The 23,639-nt window shown below is 63.5% G+C and carries 28 protein-coding genes; all 28 read left to right on the forward strand.

Going from position 1 to position 23,639, the window contains the following annotated elements; genetic code table 11:
* The first annotated feature begins 197 nt into the window (after positions 1–197).
* On the forward strand, positions 198–431 hold the full coding sequence (locus J1M87_RS24145; protein WP_206492316.1) for a hypothetical protein: 234 nt from the start codon (positions 198–200) through the stop codon (positions 429–431).
* Positions 418–1,467, forward strand: a complete 1,050-nt coding sequence (locus tag J1M87_RS24150; protein WP_206492317.1) for a terminase — start codon at positions 418–420, stop codon at positions 1,465–1,467. The genes J1M87_RS24145 and J1M87_RS24150 overlap by 14 nt, the downstream gene beginning before the upstream one ends.
* A complete protein-coding gene (locus J1M87_RS24155; protein WP_045194734.1) occupies positions 1,454–2,092 on the forward strand; it encodes a hypothetical protein in 639 nt (212 codons plus the stop codon). Before J1M87_RS24150 ends, J1M87_RS24155 begins: the two co-directional genes overlap by 14 nt.
* Positions 2,093–2,102: 10 nt before the next feature.
* Entirely contained in the window at positions 2,103–3,593 is a 1,491-nt protein-coding gene (locus J1M87_RS24160) for a phage portal protein (RefSeq protein ID WP_307830921.1), read from the forward strand.
* The gene (locus tag J1M87_RS24165) at positions 3,571–5,787 is read left to right on the forward strand and encodes a hypothetical protein (protein ID WP_206492319.1); all 2,217 of its coding nucleotides are present in this window, start codon (positions 3,571–3,573) and stop codon (positions 5,785–5,787) included. Before J1M87_RS24160 ends, J1M87_RS24165 begins: the two co-directional genes overlap by 23 nt.
* Positions 5,788–5,795: 8 nt before the next feature.
* Positions 5,796–6,056: a hypothetical protein gene (locus J1M87_RS24170; RefSeq protein WP_206492320.1), complete on the forward strand. Its 261-nt coding sequence runs from the start codon at positions 5,796–5,798 to the stop codon at positions 6,054–6,056.
* 140 nt (positions 6,057–6,196) lie between these two features.
* The gene (locus J1M87_RS24175) at positions 6,197–6,913 is read left to right on the forward strand and encodes a hypothetical protein (protein WP_206492321.1); all 717 of its coding nucleotides are present in this window, start codon (positions 6,197–6,199) and stop codon (positions 6,911–6,913) included.
* A gap of 22 nt (positions 6,914–6,935) precedes the next feature.
* Positions 6,936–7,298: a hypothetical protein gene (locus J1M87_RS24180; RefSeq protein ID WP_206492322.1), complete on the forward strand. Its 363-nt coding sequence runs from the start codon at positions 6,936–6,938 to the stop codon at positions 7,296–7,298.
* 17 nt (positions 7,299–7,315) lie between these two features.
* Positions 7,316–8,335: a major capsid protein gene (locus tag J1M87_RS24185; RefSeq protein ID WP_206492323.1), complete on the forward strand. Its 1,020-nt coding sequence runs from the start codon at positions 7,316–7,318 to the stop codon at positions 8,333–8,335.
* Positions 8,335–8,709, forward strand: coding sequence for a hypothetical protein (locus J1M87_RS24190; RefSeq protein WP_206492324.1), 375 nt, complete (start codon positions 8,335–8,337; stop codon positions 8,707–8,709). Before J1M87_RS24185 ends, J1M87_RS24190 begins: the two co-directional genes overlap by 1 nt.
* A gap of 3 nt (positions 8,710–8,712) precedes the next feature.
* Entirely contained in the window at positions 8,713–9,189 is a 477-nt protein-coding gene (locus J1M87_RS24195) for a hypothetical protein (RefSeq protein WP_206492325.1), read from the forward strand.
* Complete coding sequence (locus J1M87_RS24200) at positions 9,186–9,605, forward strand: hypothetical protein (protein ID WP_206492326.1); 420 nt, start codon at positions 9,186–9,188, stop codon at positions 9,603–9,605. The genes J1M87_RS24195 and J1M87_RS24200 overlap by 4 nt, the downstream gene beginning before the upstream one ends.
* A gap of 20 nt (positions 9,606–9,625) precedes the next feature.
* Positions 9,626–9,895 carry a hypothetical protein gene (locus J1M87_RS24205; protein ID WP_206492327.1) on the forward strand — a complete coding sequence of 90 codons (270 nt, stop codon included), beginning with the start codon at positions 9,626–9,628 and terminating at the stop codon, positions 9,893–9,895.
* Positions 9,896–9,938: 43 nt separating this feature from the next.
* Positions 9,939–10,241, forward strand: a complete 303-nt coding sequence (locus J1M87_RS24210; RefSeq protein WP_206492328.1) for a hypothetical protein — start codon at positions 9,939–9,941, stop codon at positions 10,239–10,241.
* The gene (locus tag J1M87_RS24215; RefSeq protein ID WP_206492329.1) at positions 10,241–10,543 is read left to right on the forward strand and encodes an HK97 gp10 family phage protein; all 303 of its coding nucleotides are present in this window, start codon (positions 10,241–10,243) and stop codon (positions 10,541–10,543) included. The genes J1M87_RS24210 and J1M87_RS24215 overlap by 1 nt, the downstream gene beginning before the upstream one ends.
* Positions 10,540–11,031, forward strand: coding sequence for a hypothetical protein (locus tag J1M87_RS24220; protein WP_206492330.1), 492 nt, complete (start codon positions 10,540–10,542; stop codon positions 11,029–11,031). The genes J1M87_RS24215 and J1M87_RS24220 overlap by 4 nt, the downstream gene beginning before the upstream one ends.
* Before the next feature lie 91 nt (positions 11,032–11,122).
* The gene (locus J1M87_RS24225) at positions 11,123–11,683 is read left to right on the forward strand and encodes a hypothetical protein (RefSeq protein ID WP_206492331.1); all 561 of its coding nucleotides are present in this window, start codon (positions 11,123–11,125) and stop codon (positions 11,681–11,683) included.
* A gap of 42 nt (positions 11,684–11,725) precedes the next feature.
* Positions 11,726–12,178 (forward strand): hypothetical protein, encoded by a 453-nt coding sequence (locus tag J1M87_RS24230; RefSeq protein ID WP_206492332.1) that lies wholly within the window; start codon positions 11,726–11,728, stop codon positions 12,176–12,178.
* Between the two features lie 89 nt (positions 12,179–12,267).
* The gene (locus J1M87_RS24235; protein ID WP_206492333.1) at positions 12,268–12,627 is read left to right on the forward strand and encodes a hypothetical protein; all 360 of its coding nucleotides are present in this window, start codon (positions 12,268–12,270) and stop codon (positions 12,625–12,627) included.
* Between the two features lie 4 nt (positions 12,628–12,631).
* On the forward strand, positions 12,632–17,476 hold the full coding sequence (locus tag J1M87_RS24240; protein WP_307830922.1) for a phage tail tape measure protein: 4,845 nt from the start codon (positions 12,632–12,634) through the stop codon (positions 17,474–17,476).
* On the forward strand, positions 17,473–18,342 hold the full coding sequence (locus tag J1M87_RS24245) for a hypothetical protein (protein WP_206492334.1): 870 nt from the start codon (positions 17,473–17,475) through the stop codon (positions 18,340–18,342). The genes J1M87_RS24240 and J1M87_RS24245 overlap by 4 nt, the downstream gene beginning before the upstream one ends.
* Complete coding sequence (locus tag J1M87_RS24250) at positions 18,339–19,934, forward strand: hypothetical protein (protein ID WP_206492335.1); 1,596 nt, start codon at positions 18,339–18,341, stop codon at positions 19,932–19,934. Before J1M87_RS24245 ends, J1M87_RS24250 begins: the two co-directional genes overlap by 4 nt.
* Positions 19,935–19,943: 9 nt before the next feature.
* Positions 19,944–20,672 carry a C39 family peptidase gene (locus tag J1M87_RS24255; protein WP_206492336.1) on the forward strand — a complete coding sequence of 243 codons (729 nt, stop codon included), beginning with the start codon at positions 19,944–19,946 and terminating at the stop codon, positions 20,670–20,672.
* Positions 20,672–21,493 (forward strand): hypothetical protein, encoded by an 822-nt coding sequence (locus J1M87_RS24260; protein ID WP_206492337.1) that lies wholly within the window; start codon positions 20,672–20,674, stop codon positions 21,491–21,493. Before J1M87_RS24255 ends, J1M87_RS24260 begins: the two co-directional genes overlap by 1 nt.
* Positions 21,493–21,972, forward strand: a complete 480-nt coding sequence (locus tag J1M87_RS24265; protein WP_206492338.1) for a hypothetical protein — start codon at positions 21,493–21,495, stop codon at positions 21,970–21,972. The genes J1M87_RS24260 and J1M87_RS24265 overlap by 1 nt, the downstream gene beginning before the upstream one ends.
* Positions 21,972–22,445, forward strand: a complete 474-nt coding sequence (locus J1M87_RS24270; RefSeq protein WP_206492339.1) for a hypothetical protein — start codon at positions 21,972–21,974, stop codon at positions 22,443–22,445. The genes J1M87_RS24265 and J1M87_RS24270 overlap by 1 nt, the downstream gene beginning before the upstream one ends.
* Entirely contained in the window at positions 22,432–22,950 is a 519-nt protein-coding gene (locus J1M87_RS24275; protein WP_206492340.1) for a hypothetical protein, read from the forward strand. The genes J1M87_RS24270 and J1M87_RS24275 overlap by 14 nt, the downstream gene beginning before the upstream one ends.
* The coding region (locus J1M87_RS24280; RefSeq protein WP_206492341.1) for a hypothetical protein at positions 22,950–23,639 on the forward strand (690 nt) is incomplete at its 3' end. The genes J1M87_RS24275 and J1M87_RS24280, both read left to right, overlap by 1 nt.

The raw sequence follows: 23,639 nt of genomic DNA on the forward strand, positions 1-23,639 counted from the left end.
CCAACAACGAGGGTCTGCCGCCCGCGACAGCAATGGCCAACTTCACAACCAGAAACCAGCCGCTTCCCGCTGCTGCCTGACCGAAAAGAAACTACCCGACTGTCTCACATCCTTGACACACCTCACAGGCAGCACAGTGGATTCGCGAGCCGTACCGATTCCGGACGATCGCGATGTGGGTTCGCTGGACCGTGAAGATGGAAGATCCGGAAGCGCCGGCCGCTGTCGCGTCCGCCGCGCTGCGTCTCGCCGATCAGATCGGGCTGACGCCGTCGGGTCTGAAAGAGAACGGCTGGGTGATCGTGCCCAAGGACCAGATCGTTCCGGAGTCGCCGGCCGCGAAACAGCGCACCGCGGGCCGGGTCATCGAACGCACGACGGGAACCGGTCGCCGGTTGCGTGGTGTAGCTCGGTCCGATGGCAGCGACTGAGTCGTACGCCGTCGACTTTCCCACCCTCGCTGACGTTCTCGACCCTTGGTATCAGGCACACTGCTCGATCCCCGACGGATTCAACGTCGGGGATCCGTTCGTTATGGCCGACTGGCAGTTCTGGTGCACCGCAAACCACTACCGGGTGAAGAAGTCCGCTCGTTGGCAGCCGCGGAAGCCGATGCTGAACCAGGCGTTCACGTATCGGCGGTCGCAGATCATCGGTCCGCAGAAGTCGGGCAAGGGTCCGTGGTCGGCGGCGGTCATCGCGGGCGAGGCTGTGGGGCCGACGTTGTTTGCGGGTTGGGCAGAGGAAGGCGACGGGTACGCGTGCTCGGATTTCGGGTGTGGCTGCGGATTCGAGCATGCCTACAACCCGGGCGAACCGATGGGTATGCCGTGGCCGACCCCGATCATTCAGCTGACCGCCACGTCGGAAGACCAGGTCGACAACGTCTACGGACCGTTGACGACGATGATCGAGAACGGCCCGCTGTCGGAGCTGATGGGCATCCGGGAGAACTTCATCCGGTTGCCGGGCAATGCCCGCGACTCGATGGTGGAGAAGGTCACCTCGAATGCCCTGTCTCGCATCGGAAAGCGCGTCTCGTTCGTGCTCAACGACGAGACCGGGCTGTACACGAAAGAGAACAAGCTCGTCGACGTCGCGGACGCGCAACGTCGCGGTGCGGCAGGTATGCAGGGCCGCACGATGGAAACTACGAACTGCTGGAATCCAGCGCAGCACTCGTATGCGCAGCGGACCTACGAGTCGCGCATGAAAGACGTATTCAAGTTTTACCGGATGCCGCCGAACGGGTTGCGTTGGGAGAACAGGAAAGAACGTCGTGAACTGCTGCGCTTCGTGTACGCGGGTTGCCCGTGGATCTCGATCGACTCGATAGACGCCGAGGCCGAGGAAATCTCGGAGACCGATCCACCGAAAGCGGAGCGCTGGTTCGGCAATCGCCTCGTTCAGGGTGTGGGTGCCTGGATGGATCAGGATGTCTGGGACGGTGCGTATGCGAGGGCCTGAGCGGCTGTGGTTGCCCAATCCCAAGGCGGGCACTCAGATCTGCGTTGGGTTCGATGGTTCGGAGTCCAACGACTGGACGGCTATCCGGGCGCAGACGAAGGAGGGCTACTCGTTCACGCCCCGATACGGCGACGAACGGGCCTTGCGTCCGACGATCTGGAATCCGGCAGAGTACGGAGGCCAGATCCCGCGCGATCAGCTCGAGGTGGCCGTCGAGCACATCTTCGACCGCTGGGATGTCGTCCGGATGTACTGCGACCCGGAGGGCTACTACTCCGAGATCGGTTCCTGGTCGGTGACATATGGTGCCGACAAGGTATTCGAGTGGCAGACGAACCGTCCACGTCAGATGCACGAGGCGTTGCTGCGGTGCGAGACCGATCTGCGGAGCAAACGCATGACGCATGACGGGTGCCCGATCACGACCCGTCATGTCCTGAACGCCCGCAACGTGCCGATGCCGTCGCAGCGGCACGGCATCCGTAAACCGGTGGGCGAACATCACCGCAAGATCGACGCGGCGGTGGCCACGGTCCTCGCCAACGAGGCCACGCAAGATGCGTTGGTCGCGGGCTGGCCGGATCCGGTCGATCAGCGCGTGTTCTTTTTCCGCAATCGAAAATGAAGGAGGGGTTGTGACAGCACCGATTCTGCGTACGACCCTGTCTTCGGACCACCGGGACCTGATCGGCAAGATGAACGCGAGCCTGTCTCGCCTGCAGCCGGCCGATCGACTGCACGATTTGTACTTCGAGGGCGATCAGCGAGTCAAGCAGCTCGGCATCGCGGTGCCACCGGAGTTGCGGATGTTCGAGACCATCGCGAACTGGCCGCGGATGTACGTAGAGGAGATCGCACGGCGGCAGCGGATCAAGTCGCTCATTCGACGGGACTCGAAGGCCGAGGCGGTCATCGACGAGGAAGGCAACGAGCTCGCTCCGAGGGTGTCCCGTAAGGACGTCGCGCTGCAGGAGAGTTTCGACGTCAACAACCTCGCATCCGAGATTCGACTCCTGAACAAGGAAACGATGATCTACGGCCGGTGCTACATGACGGTCGGCACCAACGAAGACGATCCCGACCACCCTCTGATCTCGGTCGAGTCCCCGTTGCAGATGTCCTGCCTGATCGACCAGCGCCGTCGACGAATGTCCGCCGCGTTCCGGCAGTTCCGCACGGAGGACGGGGACCGGGTCGGAACGTTGTTCCTTCCCGACCAGACGATCCAGGTGATTGCTGGCCCGCGGGGCTGGCAGTACGACGAGGTCGGCGGCGACGCCGAGAACGAAGACGACACCGACGCTGTCGACCAACACGAGCTCGGTGTGATCCCGGTGGTGCTGTTCCTGAACCGCCGCCGACTGGGTAAGTGGACAGGCACGACCGAGATGAAAGACATCATGGGTCTGACTGACGCGTGCGCCCGCACTCTGGCGAACATGCAGGTTGCGCAGGAGACCCACGGCACGCCCGGCAAGTGGTTACTGGGTGCGACGAAGGGCGACTTCGTCGACGAAGAGGGCCAGCCGATCCCGGTGTGGGAGTCGTATTTCACGGCCATGGCAGCAACTGCCAAGGGGCCGAAGGATGCGGCATTCGGTCAGTTCTCGGCGTCGGATCTGCGGAATTTCCACGACACGGTGAAGCTGTACGCCGGTCTCGGATCGTCGGTGACGGGCCTTCCGATGCGGTACTTCGGTCAGAACACCGCCAACCCCGCGGCTGAGGGTGCGATTCGAGCCGACGAGTCACGCATCAATGGCAACGCCGACGAGAAGAACGAGAGTCAGGGCACCGGGATCGGATGGGCCATGGCGCTCGAGGAGCGGTTCCGTACCGGCGAGTGGCCTGACAAGGGCACGGCGATCAAGGTCGAGTGGATCGATCCTGGTACATCGACGAAGGCCGAGGAAGCGGACCACATTCAGAAGCTCAACGGCGGCACCCCCGTGTACTCGCGAGAGGGATCGTGGGACGAGCTCGGATGGGACGAGAACCGGAAGAACCGCGAGCGTCGTTATTTCGCCGCCGAAAGTGATCCCGTTCTCGATCGTCTGAATCGCCAGTTGACCGAGGTACCCAAACGCACCCCGGGAGACATCGATGATTCCGGAACCGGCAGCTGACAGTTACCTTCGCCAGCAGGGCATTCAGAACGACGTTATCGAAGCCGCGACGGAGATCTGGGGTCGTCGGCCGCCACGCGATTTCGATGCGTGGTTCGCCGGCAACGTCGATCGGCTTGTTGCCGTCGTCGCTGCCGGACAGCAGGCGTCGGCCGTTGGCACCGACGAGTACGTCGCGGACACCCTCGACGCACTCGACACCGTCGTCGAACCCATCGCGCAGGTCGATCCGGAGGGGCTGATCGGGATCGCATCCGACGGCCGCGCTCTGGACACGCTGATGTACTCGCCGATCATCACCGCGAAGGGCGAGATCAAGAAGGCGGTCGACCGCGGCCTCCCGATCGGCCCCGACGTGCTGTCGGCTGCGTGGGAGACAGGGCTGCGAATGACGCAGCTCCGGGCGCAGACGCAGGTGGCCGACGTCAACCGCGTCGCGACCGGCCTGAGTGTGACCGTGCGCCCGGACGTGGGGTACGTGCGAATGCTCAACCCACCGTCGTGCTCGCGGTGTGCAGTGCTGGCTGGCCGGTTCTACCGGTTCAGCAGCGGCTTTCTTCGGCACCCGTTCTGCGATTGCCGGCACATCGCGTCGACGGAGGACATCGCCGACGACGTCCGCACCGACCCGATGGATTACTTCGCCTCGCTCGATCTGCGGATGCAGGACAAGATCTTCACTCTCGCAGGCGCGCAGGCCATTCGCGAAGGCGCGGACATTGGGCAGGTCGTCAACGCGCGCCGCGGTGCACACGGACTCGCTACCGCGGGTCGACTGACTCGGCGTGATGTCTACGGGCAGAGCTTGTTCACCACGACCGAGGGCGTCACCAAGCGCGGAGTCGCGGGCAAGCTCATCCGACGACGCGGCCGGACTCCGGAGACGACACCTCGGCTGATGCCGGAGGACATCTACGAGCTGTCCGGTGGAGATCGCGACGAGGCGCTTCGCCTGCTGCGCTTGAACGGATACGTCCTCAACCGGTCGGGCCCTCGCTCGGGCATCGGTTCGCGGACCGGTCTGGTGCCGGATCTCGACGCGATCGTCAAGCCGCCGGTGCCGGTAAAGCCGCCTATGGTCGATCTCGATGCGGTGGCCGATTGGCTCGCAGCCGAGGACAAGTACAAGGCCGACGTCAAGAAGTGGCTGGCGGCCGAGAAGAAGTACACCGCCGACGTGAAGAGGTGGCTGGCAGCGGAGAAGAAGTTCAACGCTTCGCGGATCCTGTCGTCGACCACGCGCGACCTCGTCGCCACCGCCAAGGCGTCGTTGCCGGTGGATCGAGCCGGTTGGCTCGACACCACGATCAAGTACCCGACGGACCGGAACGGCGCGAAGCTGGTCCCCGAAAAGCTGCAGCGGCACCTCGACTCGACGTTGTCTGTCGGTCGCGCCGTCCGTGCCGATGCAATCACACGCATTGCGAAGGACACGCAGGTAAAGAAACTGCTGGCTGAGGAAAAGGAGCTGGTCGCCAGCGGCGGTGCCTTCACTCCGCGTCGTAATGAAATCCTCAAGCTCGTGGCCAAGCGGGAACAACAGATTATCCTCGACACACTGCGGGAGATTCGACAGATCGGTGGCGTGAAGCAGCCCGCAGTCGTTGCCGATTTCAGGGTCTCGAGTGCTACACCTGGCACTGCGGAAGGCCTTGCATCGCTCCGTCGAGCAGAGTCGATCTTTCCCGCCGATTGGTTGCGGACTGCATCTGCCGGCCGATTGGACATCGGCAAGGCGGATCGGGCCTTCTATTCGGCCAATTACGACTACATCGCTGCTGATGCAACGGACGTGAAGCCGAACTACCGTGGAGGTTTCGATTCTTATCCCGACGAGGTGATGGCGCACGAACTCGGTCACCGCATGGAATCGAAGATCGACGGCATCACTCAGTTGGAGTTCGCCCTGCTTCGCTCTCGGTCCACGAAGAATGGTGTCCTCGAACCGCTCAGCCGCGTGTACCCCAAGGACCCGGAACTTGCGGACGAGGTTGGCTATGAGGACCAATGGAAGAATCGGTACGCGGGCAAGTCGTACGCCGACGATTCCACGATGGCCGACCCGGCGCGTCGTCCCGCGGAAGTGTTCCAGGTAGGTTTGCAGGACACATTCGGCCGCAGTGACATCAACGGTGAGTTCGACAAGTCCAGTCAGCTACAGGAATTCGTGATCGGGGTGATGGCGCTTCTATGACCTGGAAAGTGACATCGCAGACGGACCCAGACCGGTGGCTCGAATCCACCGGAGGTATCGATTTCACCGCTGACGCCGAGACCAGTTACGAGCTCGGCGATCTCGACCGGTTCGTGTACCCGCTGACTCCGGTCGGGCCAGGGGTACGCGGAGTGCGGACACCGTCCGAACTGTTCGGTGCCGCGTGGTGCCTCATCCCGTCGCCGCAAGTGGCCGGCGACCATCCGCCGTACCCGGACATCCCCAACGATCCCGACGTCATCTACTGACTGACTCCGCAAGGCCCCGAACGCAACTGCGGTCGGGGCCTTTCTCATGCCCGTGTCACGCACGGGATTCTCTCGCCTGACCCGCACTGGGGCAGGTCTCACGCTGCCCGCACGGGGCGCACCACTAGGAGAAACCGCTCATGCGCAGAACCATCCTGTCCGACGAAATGTTCGCCTCGCTCCTCACCCGTGGCCGCCAGCCGGTCGTGTGGTCGGTGCAGCCGTTGCAGCAGCAGATGGACCGAGACGATCCGGACGACAAGGACGACCCTGACGACTCTGATGATCCGGACGACGACAAGGACGACCCCGACGACGACAAAGATGACGTCGACGACAGCGGCGATCCGGACGACGACAAGGACGATCCCGACGACAAGAAGTTGGGGCCGAAGGGTGAACGCGCTCTTGCTGCCATGAAGGAGAAGCTGCGTACCGAGCGGGCACGTCGACGTGCGGCCGAAGCGAAAAACTCCACCGTGGATGCGGACGACAAGGCAAAAGAGGCGGAGCGGAACATTCTCGCGAGAGCCAATTCCCGAATTCTGCGTTCGGAGGTTCGGGCCGCTGCCGCGGGCAAGCTCGCCGACCCTGCCGACGCAATCAAGTTTCTCGACCTCGATCAGTTCGATGTCGGTGAAGACGGCGAAGTGGACGAGGACGAGATCGCGGATGCGATCGACGACCTGGTCACCCGGAAGCCGTATTTGGCCGCGCAAAGCGGCGACCAGAAGAAGAGGCGGACGCCCAAGGGCGACCGCAGGCAGGGCGGTGGTGGTCGCGATGCGTCCGGCACTGTCTCGGCCGGCCGCTCGCTGTACGAGGCCAAGAAGAAGAAAACCACCCAATCGAACTGACCTCTGAAGGAGGGACATTCACATGGATCTCAACGTCAAGCGCGAAGATTTCGGCCAGGACGATCGGTCCTGGCTCGCAACCGCGCACGGAACCGAGACCGCGCGGCCGATCAACATCGACGTCGCATCGTTCGCAGGCAAGTATCCCGACGGCTGGATCAAGTCCGGGTATCCGGTGAAGAAGATCGGAGCTCGCTACGGCCTCTGGACCAACGGCGACTCCGACCCGATCGAGGGCCACCTGTACACCGCGGTCAAGGTTCCGGCCGGACTTACGGTCGTCGCGGGTGCTTTGTACTGGCATGGCGCGGTCGTCACCGCAAAGCTGCCGCAGTCCGTCAACGCCGCCGGGCAGGCAACTGCCCGCGACATCCGATACTTCTAGGAAGGGGCTGAGCAGCAATGGCTTTGATCCTCAACAGCGATTACATCTCTCCGGCCGAACTGACCGGTTACGTCCGCGAGGCGTTGAAGGACCGTCCGATCAACGATCTGGCGCTCATCGACGATCTGCTTCCGGACACCCTGATCGACGACGTCGACTTCCGGGCGAACATCACTCAGCTCGGTCTGCGTCGCGCTGCGAAGTTCCGCACGTTCGACACCGAGGCTCCGCAGTCCGCGCGCAAGGGTGTTGCACGGATCTCCGGTGAGCTGCCTCCGATCTCGGAGAAGCGCATCCTCGGAGAATACGACCGGCTGCGGCTCCGCAAGGCGGACAACGCCATTCTCGACATCATCCTCAACGATGGCGTCGAACTGGCCGAGGCACTCAAGACCCGTCTGATCATGGCCAAGGCTCAGGCGCTGGTGACCGGCAAGGTCTCCCTCGCCCAGGACGGCCTCGAATTGGAGGCCGACTTCCTGCGCTCGGGGGCGCATTCGGTCACTGCGGCCACTCTGTGGTCCGGTGCGGCGGATCCAGTACTCGATCAGGAGTCGTGGTTCACGGTCTTCCGAATCCTGAACTCGGGCAACCCGGCTCGTGCGATCACCTCGCAGCGTGTGATGTCGACCCTCATGCGCAACCCGGCGATCAAGGCAATGTGCCTGGCTCCCGGTGCAACGCAGGGAATCGTCACACGCGAGCAGGTCAACTCCCTGTTCACCTCGTTCGGTCACCCACCGTTCGAGATCTTCGACGCGCAGGTCGAGGACTACGAAGGCAACACGGTCCGGCTGATCCCGGACGATCGCATCCTGTACATCGCCTCGAACAACGCCAAGCTCGGCGAGACCCTGTGGGGTGTCACGGCCGAGGCGATCGAGTCCGATTACAACGTCGACGCCACCGAAGCGCCGGGTGTCGTTGTCGGCTCGTATATCAACCCTGATCCGGTGCAGCGGTGGACAAAGGCGTCGGGCATCGGTCTGCCGATCCTCGGCAACTCCAACGCGACGATGATTGCGAAGGTGCTCTGATGGCGAATCTCACGACGGTCGTGCATGTTCCGGACGACGATGGGACGTACCACATCTTCTACCCCGGCGACGAAGTGCCGGACTGGGCGGTCAAGGCGATCACCAATCCGACGGTGTGGGACGAGCCGCCGGTGATTGCCGCAAAGGCCGCAACCGCGAAGAAGACCGCGGCGAAGAAGGCTGCTCCGCGCAAGGTAACGGCCACTCCGGCGGCTGCCGATACCGGGGCTGGCTCCGACTCCACCGGTGGGGACACCAACGGAGACTCTGACAACGCGGACGGCGACAGCAGCGGCGATGCCGCGGATTCGTCGGGTGACGGCGACAACGGCGACTCGGCCGGGGCCGACTCGTCAGCGTCCATCGGGGACTGACCGATGGCGTCGACGGAGCCGTTGATCACCGTCGACCACATTCGTGACGCCAGTCAGGAGAGCTTTCCCGAGGACGCGAACTCGCCGGAGCTGAAGCAACTTCAGTTTCTCATACGGTTCGCGTCCGGGAAGGCTCGCAACGATGTGCGCCGCACGTCTGGGCTGGACCTCGATCATGGTCTCGCGGATGGCTTGCTCGATCGAGACGTGATGATCGGCGTGATGTCGGTAGCGGTCATCCGCGCACTGACGAACTTCCGGCGGGGCCTCGGCGTGAAGTCGATGCAGTTCCCGGAGGAAACGACCGAATTCGATCTCGCTCCGGACGCGTCGTCGCTGGTGTATTTCACGCCGAGTGAAATCGCGGACCTCACACCGATGCCCGCCAAGGGTGGTCTCGAATCGTCGTCGTTCTCGATCTCGCCGTCGTACGCACCGGATCGTCGACCGCAGCACTTCCGCAGGGACTTCCTCGAATGAGGCGGTACCCGCAGAACTGGTCGGTGCTCCGCGAGAACCCTCCGGTCTACGACGAGTCAACGGGAAACAGGATTCCGGTGCCGCCTACGGCAGTTCCGGTCACAGGCCTGTTGTCGCTGCGTTTCCTCGAAACGAAGCAGGAGCAGTATCCCGGAGACATGACGACCAGTCAGATGGTGCTGCAGCTCAATGCTCCGGTACCTGGAGGATTGAACGGCAGGGACCGCCTCCGTTTCGACGGTGATACCCGCACAGACGGGACAGACGCGACCGACATCGTCGAGGTTGGCCAAGTCGTCTACGTACGTGGCCGGCCGAAGGAGCGTCGGTCGGCCGCTGGGGGACCGGTGCAGTACGTGGTCGCAATCGTCGAGCACGGTTCGGATATGGCCTCGAACCCAGAGCTGACCCCGTAATCGAAAGGAGTTGGTCCGCAATGGATCAGCCCACCGAGCAGCAGATACCGAAGCCACGACCGCCGTACCCGACGACGTCGCATTTTCTGGTGACACAGTTGGCGTCAGATCTCGACGGTCTGGCGTTCGGTGCTGCTGATTGGCACTTCAACTTCCGGACCGACCCGAACTACTACCCGGCCCTCGCGCAGGCGGTGCTCAATGCACAGGCGGGATGGTTCCTCGACATGCGAACCCGTGAATGGGTTCTGCGTGAGCAGCTTTCCGATGAACAGAAGGCAATGACCTAACCCGGATTGGTCCTGTCTGCCACATACAAACGAAGGAGCCATCATGGCCGAAACCGAGATCACCGATACCTCCGCTCAGCCGATCGTCGAGTGGACCGACGACGAGGGCCGCAAGCACCACGCCGGTGAGGGCACGTTCGCTCACAAGGCGCACCTGGCCGAGGAAGAGCTGAAGGAGAGCAAGGCTGCAGCGGCCACCGAGCCCGATGCCGATGCGAGCCAAGGAAGTTCGGGTGACGTCGCCAAGACCGACGCACCCGTACCCCCGACTCCCGCCGAGATGACCTCGGCACCCGGTGGTCGGCCTGCAGGGCCGCCGAAGGCCAGTGCTCCCAAGCCGTCCTGATGTCAGCTCGCTTGACGGTGTATCCCGGGCAGGTTCGTCAGCAAATCACCGACACCACGTTCGATGATCGGGTCGACATCGCGCAGGCGATCATCGACGAGGCGCAGCCGGTGGCTCCGGTGGACACCGGTTACTTTCAGTCACAGTTCGCGGTGGAGACCGAGGGAAAGCGGGTGTTCGCGGTGAATTCGGCCGACGATGCCAGCTACATCGAGTACGGCACCCTCGATACTCCGCCGGCAGCCGTCATGACCGATGCGGCGCGCGCGCACGGTAAGTACTCGGGCTGGACTCCACGATGACCCCGAAGGTGCGAATTCCGTTCGCTCCCGGTGCCGTTCGGGAAGCGCTGCAGGACGACGGCGATCTGACCGAACATGTTCCGGCGAGTCTGATCACCACGCGTGACTTTCCGGAGAACATCGTGCGCCCCTTCATCATCATTCGCGGTGCGGGAAACAGGGGCGACGACCCGATGCTGCGGAAGCCGTTCGTGCAGATCGACGTCTTCGCTCCGCCGCCCGCGATTCTGCAAGCCGAGCCGTTCCCGATCGCCGCCGATCCCGAGGAAGTTGCATGGGATCTGGCTGGTCTGTGTGGGGAGATCATCGGCCACACCACTGCGCGCCTGTTCCGGAATTGCTCGTGGAACGGCAGGTGGGTCGATGGTCCGGGTATCGGTCCGCAGATCGACAAGTCCCGTAGCGAGAACATGCCGCTCTACCGCCAGACGGTGCGTGTCGAATTGACCGTCACCGTCCGAGAACACCCCACTTTCCGGTGGGCGTGAACCCCGGTCCGGGGTGTCCTGGCATGCGCCCCGGACCGGACCCAAGCATCGAGCTCACGGACGTGGGCCGAAACGTTGAAAGGAATCACCCGTGAGCACACACGCCGATCCGAACAAGGCAACCGTCTACTTGGACGTCGACTTCTACCGGGCACCCGCAGGTACTGCGCTTCCCGACGACCCGTTCGCCGACAACCCTGTCACCGGTACCGCGCCGGGTGTCGCGTGGGATGCGTTCGGTGGTCTGCAGATGGGCTTCGATGTCACCCCGACGCAGGACGTCAAGAAGCACAAAGTCATGAACTTCCGTAAGTCCTCGTATGCGGTGACGACCTCTCCTCGCGACGACACGCTGAAGTTCCGTGCCACTGACCGCTCGAAGGCAACGTTCCTGACGGTGCTCGAGGGCGGCGAGGTGATCGAACTGAGCACCGGCAACTTCGAGTACAAGAAGGGCAACGGCGAGGAGTTCGCGGTGCTCGCCGTCGCACGTGATATTTCGGCGAAGGCGTGGTTCTACTGCGAGCGTAACCGCCTCGGCACCCCGCCTCCGCGTTCGTTCAAGGGCGAGGATCTCGATGGTTGGGAGTTCGAGCTCATCGCGTTGAACGAGGTTCGTGAGGGCGGCGACGCCAACCCGCTCGCACCCTGATTCTTCGGTACCCATCCAGTCAAGTAAGGAACTCGAATTCACATGCCAGAGAACAAGAGCAAGAACAAAGATCCCCGCCCCGTCGACACCGACGAGGCGGGGATCACCCCCTCGCCCGAGGTCGAAGCAGCCGATCCGACCGAGCGGACGGAGCCGTTCGATCTCGAGTCGGTGCTCGCGGTCGGCGGTCCGCCGGTCAAGTTGCCGATCGTGTGGAACGACTACCGTCCGGTGCCGATCGTGTTCGACGGCAACGTCTACCTGGTGGGCCGGCGTTATTCGGCGAAGACTGTCCGCAAGTTCTTCAAGCTGCTCCGAACGACCGGCGTCGACGTCGGTGACCAGGTCCTCGACATAGTCCTCACGGAAGGTGATCCCGAGCAGTTGTGGGGCCACATCGGGCAACTGTCGATCTACGAGTCGAACAAGCTCTTCGAGGCGATCTACAAGATCGCCGGCCTGATGAGTCTGTCGGGGAAATTCTTGGCGTCCTAGCCACCCTCGACGACGAGGAAGGTTGGGACGCAGCACTTGCCGCCGTCCGGGCGCATCACCACCTCGATCTCCGCGAGGCAATGGAGTCGATGCTGTATGTCGATCTCGCGGCGCTGGTGCATGACGCACTCGCCCGCGACGATCAGCAGGGCAGAACCGACGAGAACATTGCGATGCTTCTCGACCGAGACAACTTCGAGCTCGATTCGCTGTACTCGCAGTGGATCACCGACCCGAGCGATCCGAAGGTCAAAGCCGCCGCGGACGACCGGAAGCGCCGCGGAATCAAGCCATCACCGCGGCCGCTGATCTATCCGATCGCCCTCCGCCGTCAGGAGCTCGCGGACGTCTACATCAAGCAGTACACCGAAGCGGTGCAACGGTATTCGACTCCCGAGAGTGATCGAAAGCTCACCTTGGCCGACGTTCTGAGAATGCGGAAGAGGTGATCTCGTGCCCGGTGGTCGGATAGACGTCGAAGTCGCCGTCAACGCGCGCAACGCATCGGGCCAGATGCAGCGGGCTCTTGCTCCGGCGATGACGCAGGCAAAGGCTTTCGCGGGCGCGATGGGTCTGGCGATCGGTGGCGCTGCTGTCGCCGCCGGCGTCAAAGAGATCATCGATATCGGCAACGACTACACGACCACGATGAATACGCTGCAGGCAGTGACCCGGGCGACCGAGTCGCAGATGTCGGTAGCAGGTGATCGTGCGAAGGAACTCGGCAACGATATTTCGCTGCCGGGCACGTCGGCGTCGGATGCTGCGGCGGCGATGACGGAGCTGGCCAAGGGTGGCTTCTCGGTGCAGCAGTCGATGGATGCGGCGAAGGGCACCCTGCAGTTGGCTGCGGCCGCGCAGATCGATGCTGCGACGGCGGCCACGATTCAGTCGCAGGCGCTGCAGTCCTTCGGTCTCAATGCAGATTATGCGGCGAAGATTTCCGATGTGCTCGCGAACTCTGCGAACGCGTCGTCGGCCGAGATCACCGATGTTGCGTCGGGGTTGCAGCAATCAGGTGCGGTGGCCAACCAGTTCGGTATGTCGATCGAGGACACGGCCGCCACTCTCGGGATTCTCGCGAACGCGGGCATCCAGGGGTCGGATGCAGGCACCCTGCTCAAGTCGTCGTTGCTTGCACTGACGGATCAGTCGAAGCCGGCGCAGGGTGCGATCGAAGATCTTGGTTTGACGGTCTACAACGCGCAGGGCCAGTTCGTCGGTATGTCCTCGCTGTTCGGTCAGCTCGACGAGGCGGCGGCCTCGATGACTCCGGAGTTGTATCAGGCTGCGACGGCAACGCTGTTCGGTTCGGACGCAATGCGTCTGGCCGGTGTTGCCGCCGAGCAGGGCCAGGCCGGTTACGACTCGATGCGCACTGCGATCGACCGACAGGGCTCGGCGGCTGAGGTTGCAGCTGCGAAGACTCAGGGTTTGCCGGGCGCGATGGCTGCGGCCGGTAATGCTGCGGAGACCATGGCGCTCGAGGTCTACGACCTGGTCGACGGTCCTCTCGAAGGTCTGATCACCAAGGGTGCGGAGTTCGTCTCGAACACCACACCCGGTCTGATCAGTGGGCTCGAGTCTGCCGGTCAGGCGATGGCACCGGTCGCAGGTTTCGTTGGCGATCTGGTGAGCGCGTTCACCGATCTTCCCGGCCCGGTGCAGGCGGTGGCTGTCGGACTTGCTGCACTGAAGGTGACCGGACTCGATGATTCCATCGGGAACACGATCGACGGCTGGCGTGAGTCGATCGCTGACTTCCGCGGCGAGATGGAAATGCAATCCGCTCTGGCGGGTATCTCGGACACCGACACCGCGAATCCGATCTCTGCCCTTACCGGCGATGCAGAGGATTTGGCGGGTGCGCTCGAAGAGAACGCAGAACCGCTGTCGGAACTTGCATCCGGTCTCGCGGCTCTGGAACGGCGTTCGCCTGCTGTCCGAAACATGGCGGAGGGTTACCGCGGTGTCACCGCGCGCACGCGGGAGTTCGCCAATCAGCAGCGCGCCGCGGCCGGCCAGTCGGGTGCGCTGACGTCCGCGCTTCGTAACGGGGCTGCGCGTGCCGCTCAGTTCGGTGGCGTGGTCGGCGGTACCGCTGTCGCTGGTCTGCGCGGTATGACATCGGCTGCCAAGGGTGCGATCGGTGTGCTCGGTGGCCCATGGATGGTCGGCATCATGGCCGCGACGTTCGCGGTCGGGAAGATCACCTCGGAGTACGCCGCGCTCGATGCCCAGCAGGAAGCGATCGACAAGTCCTCGTCCGATGTGGCTGCCGCGCAACGTGATGTGGCGAAGGCATTCCAGGAGTCGCAGGGCGCGGTGTCGGACAATGTTCTCGGCGCGGTGGGGATGCAGATCGACTCCGTCCGGGAGAAGGCACTCGAACTCGCTGACAACGGGCCGGGAGCGTTCGGGATCTTCGCGGCCGCCGGTAGCGATATAAAGGGTTGGTTCTCCGGTGTAGCTGAGGCCGGTACCGATGCCTTGCATGCACAGGAGGATCTGGCCGAACAGGGAGCGAAGACAGAGTCCGGTTTCCGGAATCTCGGAAAGACCAATGCGGAAGTTGCCGCGGCGTTGGCGGGATCGGATTCCGAATACGATGCCATCGCGAACAGTCTCCGTGGTATCGAGGACGGCGGGTCCGAGGCTCTCGATGTGCTGCAGCCTCTCCGTGAGGAGTTCGTCAAGGCGCGGGACACCGCGAAGAACACCACGCCGGGATTCTTCGATCTTCGTGATGCAGTCAAGGTCCTTTCGGATGAGTCGTCGTCGGCGACGGACCGCATCAACGCGATGAAGACTGCATTGGATGTGTTGTCGGGCAAACCCATTCCGCTCTCGGATGCGTTGCAGACGTACAACGATCAGGTCCGTGCTACAGCCGAAGCCACCAAGGACGTGTGGGATGCGGCCGAGGGGTGGGGCGATGCGCTGATCGGCCAGGACGGTGCGGTCAACACCGCTTCGTCGAACGGTTCCCGTCTGCGGGATTCGTTGCTGGCGATCAAGGATGCGACGATCACTGCGGCCGAGGCCGGTGCCGACATGGGGCCGATCTGGGCATCGAACGATGCGCAGTTGCAGCAGTTGTCGATCTCGACTGGTGTCAGTGTCGAGGCGCTGCGACGGATGATCGAGGCCGAGGGCCTCATTCCGAAGAACATCGACATGCTTGCCCAGCTCCGTGGGGCGGACACGGTCGAGCAGCAGCTTTCGATTCTGGCTGGATTGCTGACCTCGGTCGGGCAGCCTGTCGACATTCCCGTCGATGCTCTGACCGACGACGCGAAGAAGAAGATTCTCGAAGTCGGCGGCACGATCGAGAACGACATCAACGGTAAGCCGGGAATCGTTCGGATCTCTGCGCCGAATCAGGAAGCCTTGGACGCGATCCGGGCGATCAACGAGCAGGCCGACTTCGCGACGAGGCCGCGTAACGCGGTCGTGACGTTCACCGTCGAGGAGAGGCGGGCGCAGCGCCAGTTCGGTATGTCCGATGCCGCGTACGCCGATCTGGTGTCGCAGCTCCCGGGCCGCGCGACCGGTGGCGCGCTGGTCGGCCCGGGCACGGCGACGTCGGATTCGATGCTGATGTACACGCCCGGGTTCGGTGCGTGGCGCGGCTCGACGGGCGAGCATGTTCTCGATGCCGGTGATGTGCAGGCGATGGGCGGGCAGGAGAACGTCTATCGGTTCCGTCAGATGCTCGACACCAACGCACTGCCGATGGCAGATCTGCTCAACGGGAACCTGGCGTTGCCTGGTTTCGCGGAGGGCGGCGCGCTGGACCGGGTGTTCGATCTCGGCCGCCGCGGTAACGGCAACCCGTATGCGCGCGGCGGGGCGTCGGTGTCGGCGGCGGACTGTTCGGGGTGGGTTGCGATTCTGCAGAAGGCCGCGATGGGTCAGGGCGAGGAAGGCCGTCTCGGCACGACGTATTCGCTTCTGGCCGGTGAGTGGCCGGGACTGGTGCCCGGCACGACGGGGCCGTTCGTTGTCGGCACCAGCGAGGAGCACATGGCCGCCACGGTCACCAACAATGGTGTGAAGGTCAATTTCGAGTCCGGTGGCGCGAACGGCAACATGCAGATGGGTGGGGGTGCGGCGGGGGCATTCGATCCGCAGTTCACCAACCAGTATTACCTTCCGTGGGAGCTGTTCGCTCCTCCGTACGATCCGACTGCACCGGGGTCGTCGGGCATGTACGGCCTCGATTCGGCAGGCTCGTACACCACGTATCGAGGTTCACGCAGCAGGAAGGCGACGTGGGCGGAGAAGGACGAACTCGCGCTCGAGTCGGCTCGTATCGCGATAACTCAGGCCGAGGAGGATCTGGCGGCGGCGCTGGGGAATCCGAAGAAGTCCGACGCCGACAAGGCTCAGGCGCGCTCGAAGGTCGACCGCGCGAAACAGAAGGTCAAGGACTTGGAGGCGAAGAAGGAGGCCGCCTCACGCGGGCTCGATGAGCCTCCCGCCCCGCAGGCTCCGGAGCTGACGACGAATTTCTCGGACGAGGAGTTGTCTGCGCAGGACGCGAAGGCCGCGGTGGTCGAGGCCAACCTCCGCCGCAACGAGGTCTACGCCGATCCGGAGTCGACTCCGGAGGAGAAGGCGGCAGCGGACCGAGCGTTGCAGCGGGCACGTAATGCGGAGGCGAAGGAATCGGCGGGTGGTTCTGGATCCGGTACGGGTGCGTTGACGACGCCCGATCAGTGGTCGTCGGCGATCGGTGGGATTGTCGGTGACTTCGTGACCGAGAACGTCGCTGATGTGCTCGGCTATTACGGGGCCGACAACATGGGCCCGCTCGCGAAGGCCGGGGTGGCGCTGGTGTCGGGTCTGGCTGATCTGCAGAAGCAGCATCTCGAGGACAATGCGAGGTTGCTCGATACCGCGAAGCCTGCGACTGCCGAGGAGCTCGACAATCAGTTGCCGGCCACTCCGGGCACTCCGGACTGGATCGAGTTGCTGGCGAAGGGGATGGTGACGCCGACTCCGAAGTTGTTCGATACCGGTGGTCTGTGGAAGCACGGTGAGCTGGGTCTGAACTTGTCGGGTCAGACCGAGGAAGTGTTGACGGGGTCGATGCGGACGTCGGTGGCGCAGGAGTTGGCGTTGGCGCGTGCGGAGCGGATGGCTCCGCAGCGGTCGGCTCCGGAGCGTCGTGAGGCGCGTCCGATCACGGTCAATGCCAAGGGATTCGACCGTCACGAGTTGGCGGCCGGTATTCGTCAGGCCCGTCACGAGGACGAGTGGTTCTCGAACAGTGTTCGGATTGGAGACTCGTGACGTTCTTTCCGGAGGGCACTGCCAATGTGGTGATAGCGGGTCCTGGTGCGGTAGCTGATCTTCCGGAGCGGGCATGGTATCTCTCGGAGCATCACCTCGTCGGGCGTGAGTCCGGCGGGGTGGTGCTCGCCGAGGGCTGGGCGGATTACGTCGAGCCCGAAGCCAAGCATCAGTGGTTCGAGACCGCGCGCGGTGACGGCGCGATCTGGCTGGGTGCTGTGATCGAGCCGCGGCGTTTCAAGATCCCGGTGTACGTCCACAAGATCCACGGCTCGCCGATCCACATGGTCGAAGATTCGTTCTGGTCGGACATCTGGTACGAGTTCCAATCCCGGATGTACGTCAATTCCCCTCGCGGAGTGAAGTATTGCGACTTTCGGCTCGACGCGATGCCGTCGGTCGAGCACCAGGTAGATCCGGTCTTCGAGGGCTTCCAGCCCTATCTGATTCCGGTGGTGGTGGAGAAGTCGTGGTGGATGGGTTTGCCGGAGGAGTTCGCGTGGGCGAACGGCCAGCCGGTGACGGGCAAGTCGCTCTACAACTCCGGTGACCGCAAGGCGATGCCGGTGATCACCATCAAGGGGCCGGGGGTCTTTCAGCTCCCGGACGGTGTGAGCGACAAGGTGGTGACCACTCCGAACCTGAAACCGGGTGAGGTGGTGGTGATCCACACCGACATGTCGGTGCGGCCGAAGTCGAACATGCGCAACAACTTCTACGGAGACATGGGCGGTCAGCGGTTCCTCAGGGACAACGCGGTGCCGGGGCGTCGTCGGATGGACATGTCTCGTCTCAAGTGCATCGGCGGCAACGCTGCGTCGTCGGCGGTGTTCACGATCGAACCGAAATCACGGAGGCCGTTTTGACCGCACCGGTGATCGATCCCGTGAATGTTCCACTCGATTCGGAGTCGGCCGCGATGTGGCGGGAGCTGCTCCACGAGCCACCTCGGCGCGGGTCGGCGGCCGAGTTCAGTGTGGAGGTCTTCACTCCGCAGTTGGTGCCGCTCGGTATGGTCACCGACTACGGCGAGGCTCGGTTCCGAAAGCAGCGCCGCGGCGTGGGTCCGGCGAAGATTGTATTGCCGGGGTCGACGGAGTTCGCGGATCTGCTGATGAAGGCGGACACCACCGTCATTCCGGTGCGGATCACCTACAACGACGAGCACTACGACGGGTTCGTCGACACCGCGGTCCGCAAGGGCATCAAGGGAAACAAGACGATCACCGTCAACCTGGTGGACTCGAAGATTTTCCTCTCCTGCATCTACGCCTACCCGGGGCCGATTCCCGGGTTCGAGGAGGTGCAGTTTCCGCCTGAGGATCTGTGGGTCGGCCCGCTCAAGGGTGGCATCCACTGGTACTCCGGACGGAACTTCCTGCGCCTGAAGTTCCGCACCGGCCAGTGCCCGGTGACGTTGCTGCCGTACGACTTCTTCTCCGATCGCTCGGAGTGGAAGACGATGCAGGCCCGGATGGTCTCGCTCGAGGAATTGTTCGATCCGGTCCTCGAGGACTCGGACGTGATGATCGAGATGGGCTTCTTCATCAAGGGCCGAGACGAGCAGCCGTCCGATCGGGTGACTCTGTTGTCCTCGCAGGTGTGGATGCGGGTGGTCGATCGACCGAAGTCCGGCGGTATCAACACCGGTGTCGCGCCGCTCGACGGGCTCGCGAACACGATCGCCCAGATGATCGCTGACGGTGTCGATTCGTTGATCGGTGGATTCCTCCCGGGACTGGCCGAGCAGATCTCCAAGCATCTTAAGCAGACCGAGATTCCGTCGTGCATCTGGACGGAGGACTCACCGGGGATCATCGACGCCACGCTGGAAGTGACTCACCCACAGGCTTATTCGGTGATCGTGGGCGGCAAATCACCTACGTGGCTGAACAAGTTGCTCAGTCTGGCAATCGAGCAGGGGATCATCGCGCTGGCCACCGCGGCGCTGACGGCGTTGTCGATTCCGCTCGGTGGTCTCGGCGGGATCATTGGCGCGGTCGCGGGTGCGTTGTCGACGATCCTCGACGATGTGTTCCTCGCGTTCATGAAGGCCACGAACTACAAGGCCAAGCGCGAGCTCGGCCCGCTGGCTCGCCCGGAGAAGTTCGTCAACGGCGGCTCGGCCGGATACACCTTCTCCTCGAAGCAGCGCGCCGATCAAGGCATCTTCGATATCGCCGGGAAGCGCCGCGCGAAGGTCTCGATCATCGACTGGGCCCCGCATGCGGCGTTCCGCGACTTCGACATCGGCCATCTCGTCGGGTGGGAGGACGAAGGCGAGATGTTCACCGACCGCGTGGAGTCGATCGAGGTAGTCGACACCCGCGACGACCGAGTGCTGGTGGACACCGTCATCGGTGACGACGAGCCGGAGAAGTCGCCGCAGCAGCGCAATCAGGAACGGTTCAAGCGCCTGTTCTCGATGTTCAACGCCATGACCCTTGCAACGAACTAGGAGTGCCCCATGCCGGATATCGTTCTGCCGCACAATGTGTCGATCATTCCGCAGGAGACCAGCTATTGGTGCGGGCCTGCCTCATGCCAGGTCGCGTTCGATGTTCGCGGTATCAACTCGACCGAGGCTGATCTCGCTCGCCAGCTCGGCACGACGCGTAACGGAACCAGTCATATCGGGTTGATCACCGATCTGCTGAACCGAAACGTGCCCGCGGACTACATCACTCGTCAGATCCCCGGCAACGATGCCACGAAGGAGCAGACGGAGCTGCTGTGGCGGGACGTGCAGGCGTCGATCCTCGGCGGCTACGCGGTGGTGTGCAACGTGATGGTGCCGCCGTCGAACTATCCGCGCGGTACTCGTGGTGAGAAGCCTGCCTATGGCGGTGGCATGGTCTACCACTACTTCACGGTCGTCGGGTGTAATCCTGATACCCGCGAGTGCTTCGTCGCGGACTCGGGTTTCCGGCCGTACTCGTATTGGATGTCGGTGGACCAGCTCGCGTCGTGCATTGCGGGTAAGGGCTACACGGCAACTCCGAACGAGAAGCCGATCCAGCCTGCGCCGCCTCTCGACACGCGTTCGCCCGCGGACATCGAGTTGTCGAAGCGGTTCCAGTCCCGGTCGAAGTACCGCACGAACGACGACGCGATCGACACGCTCGCAGGGTTCGTCCTGAACATCGACGGCCGAATCCACGAGCGGTCCGTCGAGCGTGCGCGGGGCGAGCTGTAGTGGTCACCGCAGCGGCGATGCATCGTGCGTTCGACGGGGCGAACTCTCTCGGCCGCTACGCCGCCCTCGCCCCGTCGTTCAACGAGGCGATGCTGTTGGCTGGCATCTCGACCCGCAACCGTGCGGTGATGTGGTTCGCTCAGCTCGGTCACGAGTCGATCGGGCTGTCGGTGTTCCGAGAGTTGTGGGACCCGACGCCTGACCAGCGTACGTACGACGGGCGGATGGGCAACGACCAGCCGGGGGATGGATTCCGGTATCGCGGCCGCGGTGCCATTCAGATGACCGGCAAGAACAACTACCGGGAGTGCTCGAAGTGGGCGCACGCCCGAGGTGCCGTCCCGACTCCGACGTACTTCCTCGACGACCCCGCTGCCGCCGAGCGTGACGAGTACGTCTTCCTGCCGGCCGTCTGGTACTGGACGACCCAACGAGACCTCAACGGCCTGTCCGACCGACGTGACCTGGTCGGCGCGACTCGCGCCATCAACGGCGGCACCAACGGACTCGCGGACCGTCAGCGCCGCTACGCCCTGTGCGACTCCATGGCAGACGCACTTCTACACGAGAGGACCATCACCATGTCGTACGCCGACGACGAACTGACCAAGAAGTTCCCGAGCCGGTCGAAGTACCGCACCACCGGAGATCCGATCGACACCCTCGCAGGTTTCGTGCTCAACACCGACGCCCGGATCCACGAGGAGTTCGTCGAGCGTGAGGCACTCGCGGGGCAGCAGTGGGCGATCGATCTGGTGCGCCGCGAGGCGGACAAGGGTGACGCGGCCGCGAAAGCGGTACTGGCGAAGGTGGGTCGGTGATGGCCGAGAAGAATGTGATCGATCTGATCACCGAGAAGGTCGTCGACCGTGTGTCCGCCACGTTCGAGGGTGCGCTCACGCAACTCGACGCGGCAGCTGTGGATGCTCGATCGCGTCTGGATGCCACACTCGAGAGCATCGAGGCCGAGGGCCGCGAGAAACTCGACACTCTGTTCGATGTCGGCGGCCTACCGCTGAACGTACCGGTGATCACCGAGGACGGTGAGTTCGATCCGGTCGGCTGGATCAAGATGCAAGCACGTTCGCGCGCCCTGCGCACTCTCGTGCAGGGATTACTGGCGGTGGTGGTGATGGCAGTCGGGAACGTGGTGATTCAGGCCGTCACGCAGGGGACTTTGAACGTGTTCTCGTGGGAGGACTGGCAGGTGGTCGGAACACTGGCCGGTTCGGCGGCGCTCGCCTCTGCTATCGCCTACGTGCAGAACAAGTTCGGTATCAAGCCACCGAAGGTGCAGTAGTGCTCGACCTGCACCGTGGGAAGTGGAGAGTCGGGGACTTCCCACGGTGGGTGATGATCGTCGTTCAGGTGTATGTCATCTTTCAGGCGACCATCCGCGGTCTCGATTATCTCGGTGCGCAGCCTGCCGCCGCCAGTGGACTCGCCCGGGCCGAGCGAGACGCACTGTTCGGCCTCGGTCTGACGTTCTGGGGAATCGTCTTCCTCGTCGGTGCGTCGGTCTTCCTTGTCGGTGCTGGTTTCCGGTGGTGGTCGTGGATCGTGACCGCGCACCTGGTGATTGCTGCTGCGTACTTCGTTGTGAGCTGGGGATTGTTCGGTGCCGCGTTCGTCAATCACTACTGGCAAGGAATCCGCACTCCGTCTGGATTGCTCGGTGCCGTGTTGCTGCATTGCGTCCTCGCGATCGGTACCGCCGCGCTGGCTCGACAGTCGAAAATTCGGCAGCAAGGGGGACTAGGTGCCGTCGAGTGATCTCTTCGACAATGTCAATCCGGTTGTCCTGGCCGTCATTGCGATCGCGTTTGCGGCACTGACCTTTTCCGAGCGTCTCGCGCAGCTCGAAGGAAAGTTCCGGTGGATCGGGGCCAGTGCTCGGTGGTGGTCGAATCGCCAGATCCGCAAGGTCCGCCGCGACAACCTTCTCGAACGCACGCGCCGCCGCGCCCGCGACGAGGCGTACGCATCTCTCGATGATCGCTACCGCGCATTGAACATTCGAGTCGATCAGTTGACCGAGGCGATGCAGAAGCAGCGCGACGACCACGACGACGAACTCGAAGCGGCTCGCCTCGAGCACCGTGAGGACATCAGGAAGACGCGGGAGGAGCACAACGAGGAGATGGCCAGTATGCGCCGCGAACTCGAACGAAAGAACGAGTTCATCGTCCGGCTCTTCCAGTGGGGACATTCGGCGCGCGCGAAAGCGGCGCTCGGTGGTATCGACATCGATCCGATGCCTGAGAACGGGAGCAACTGATGGCTGGGTTCAACTTCACACTTCCGATGACCCTGAATCTGCGTCTGCACGACGAGTGGGATATCCGCACGACGGGCCGTGGTGTCGCCGAGATCGAAGCCGGCAACATGGATGTCGACATCCTCGCCTACAAGGGCGACGACGGCGCGCCCGGCCGCGACGGCACCCCGGTGCAGATCCACCGCGCGCAGATCCCCGCAGACATTCCCACGATCGGTGAGCTGTCGCCGGAGTGGATCGGCCACGCGTGGCGCGTCGATGGTTCTCGTGACGTGAAGATGGTCGTCGAGGAGTACCCCGGTGGGCCGGTGAAGTTCGAGACGCTGACCGACTACCTCGGTGACGAGGGTGACACCGGCGCGGTGCCGACGCTCGAGGTGCGCTCGGTGACCTCGACGACCGAGGGCAATGGGTCGGTGGTGTTCGAGGAGATCTCTCCGGGCGCGTACGTCGCCGATTTCGTTCTCCGCAAGGGTGATGTCGGTGCGGCGTCGACGGTGCCCGGTCCTGCTGCGGCGGTGGAGGCGGCGACCGACTACGACGATGATGGCACTGCGGCGGTCACCGGTGATGTGTTGGCGAAGCGGTCGGACGGTCAGTGGGGTCCGCGCAAGATCGTCCAGTCTCCCGGCGTCTACAAGAAGGCAGGGTCGGCCGCGGACTGGCTGGCGGTCAACTCGGGTAACGGG

The sequence above is a fragment of the Rhodococcus sp. KRD162 genome (assembly GCF_017168335.1).
Lineage (GTDB): Bacteria > Actinomycetota > Actinomycetes > Mycobacteriales > Mycobacteriaceae > Rhodococcoides.

Coding starts and splice junctions, on each gene's coding strand:
- J1M87_RS24145 (WP_206492316.1), top strand. CDS start 198: ATGGAAGATCCGGAAGCGCCGGCCGCTGTCGCGTCCGCCGCGCTGCGT.
- J1M87_RS24150 (WP_206492317.1), top strand. CDS start 418: ATGGCAGCGACTGAGTCGTACGCCGTCGACTTTCCCACCCTCGCTGAC.
- J1M87_RS24155 (WP_045194734.1), top strand. CDS start 1,454: ATGCGAGGGCCTGAGCGGCTGTGGTTGCCCAATCCCAAGGCGGGCACT.
- J1M87_RS24165 (WP_206492319.1), top strand. CDS start 3,571: ATGATTCCGGAACCGGCAGCTGACAGTTACCTTCGCCAGCAGGGCATT.
- J1M87_RS24175 (WP_206492321.1), top strand. CDS start 6,197: ATGCGCAGAACCATCCTGTCCGACGAAATGTTCGCCTCGCTCCTCACC.
- J1M87_RS24180 (WP_206492322.1), top strand. CDS start 6,936: ATGGATCTCAACGTCAAGCGCGAAGATTTCGGCCAGGACGATCGGTCC.
- J1M87_RS24185 (WP_206492323.1), top strand. CDS start 7,316: ATGGCTTTGATCCTCAACAGCGATTACATCTCTCCGGCCGAACTGACC.
- J1M87_RS24190 (WP_206492324.1), top strand. CDS start 8,335: ATGGCGAATCTCACGACGGTCGTGCATGTTCCGGACGACGATGGGACG.
- J1M87_RS24195 (WP_206492325.1), top strand. CDS start 8,713: ATGGCGTCGACGGAGCCGTTGATCACCGTCGACCACATTCGTGACGCC.
- J1M87_RS24200 (WP_206492326.1), top strand. CDS start 9,186: ATGAGGCGGTACCCGCAGAACTGGTCGGTGCTCCGCGAGAACCCTCCG.
- J1M87_RS24205 (WP_206492327.1), top strand. CDS start 9,626: ATGGATCAGCCCACCGAGCAGCAGATACCGAAGCCACGACCGCCGTAC.
- J1M87_RS24210 (WP_206492328.1), top strand. CDS start 9,939: ATGGCCGAAACCGAGATCACCGATACCTCCGCTCAGCCGATCGTCGAG.
- J1M87_RS24215 (WP_206492329.1), top strand. CDS start 10,241: ATGTCAGCTCGCTTGACGGTGTATCCCGGGCAGGTTCGTCAGCAAATC.
- J1M87_RS24220 (WP_206492330.1), top strand. CDS start 10,540: ATGACCCCGAAGGTGCGAATTCCGTTCGCTCCCGGTGCCGTTCGGGAA.
- J1M87_RS24230 (WP_206492332.1), top strand. CDS start 11,726: ATGCCAGAGAACAAGAGCAAGAACAAAGATCCCCGCCCCGTCGACACC.
- J1M87_RS24235 (WP_206492333.1), top strand. CDS start 12,268: ATGCTGTATGTCGATCTCGCGGCGCTGGTGCATGACGCACTCGCCCGC.
- J1M87_RS24255 (WP_206492336.1), top strand. CDS start 19,944: ATGCCGGATATCGTTCTGCCGCACAATGTGTCGATCATTCCGCAGGAG.
- J1M87_RS24265 (WP_206492338.1), top strand. CDS start 21,493: ATGGCCGAGAAGAATGTGATCGATCTGATCACCGAGAAGGTCGTCGAC.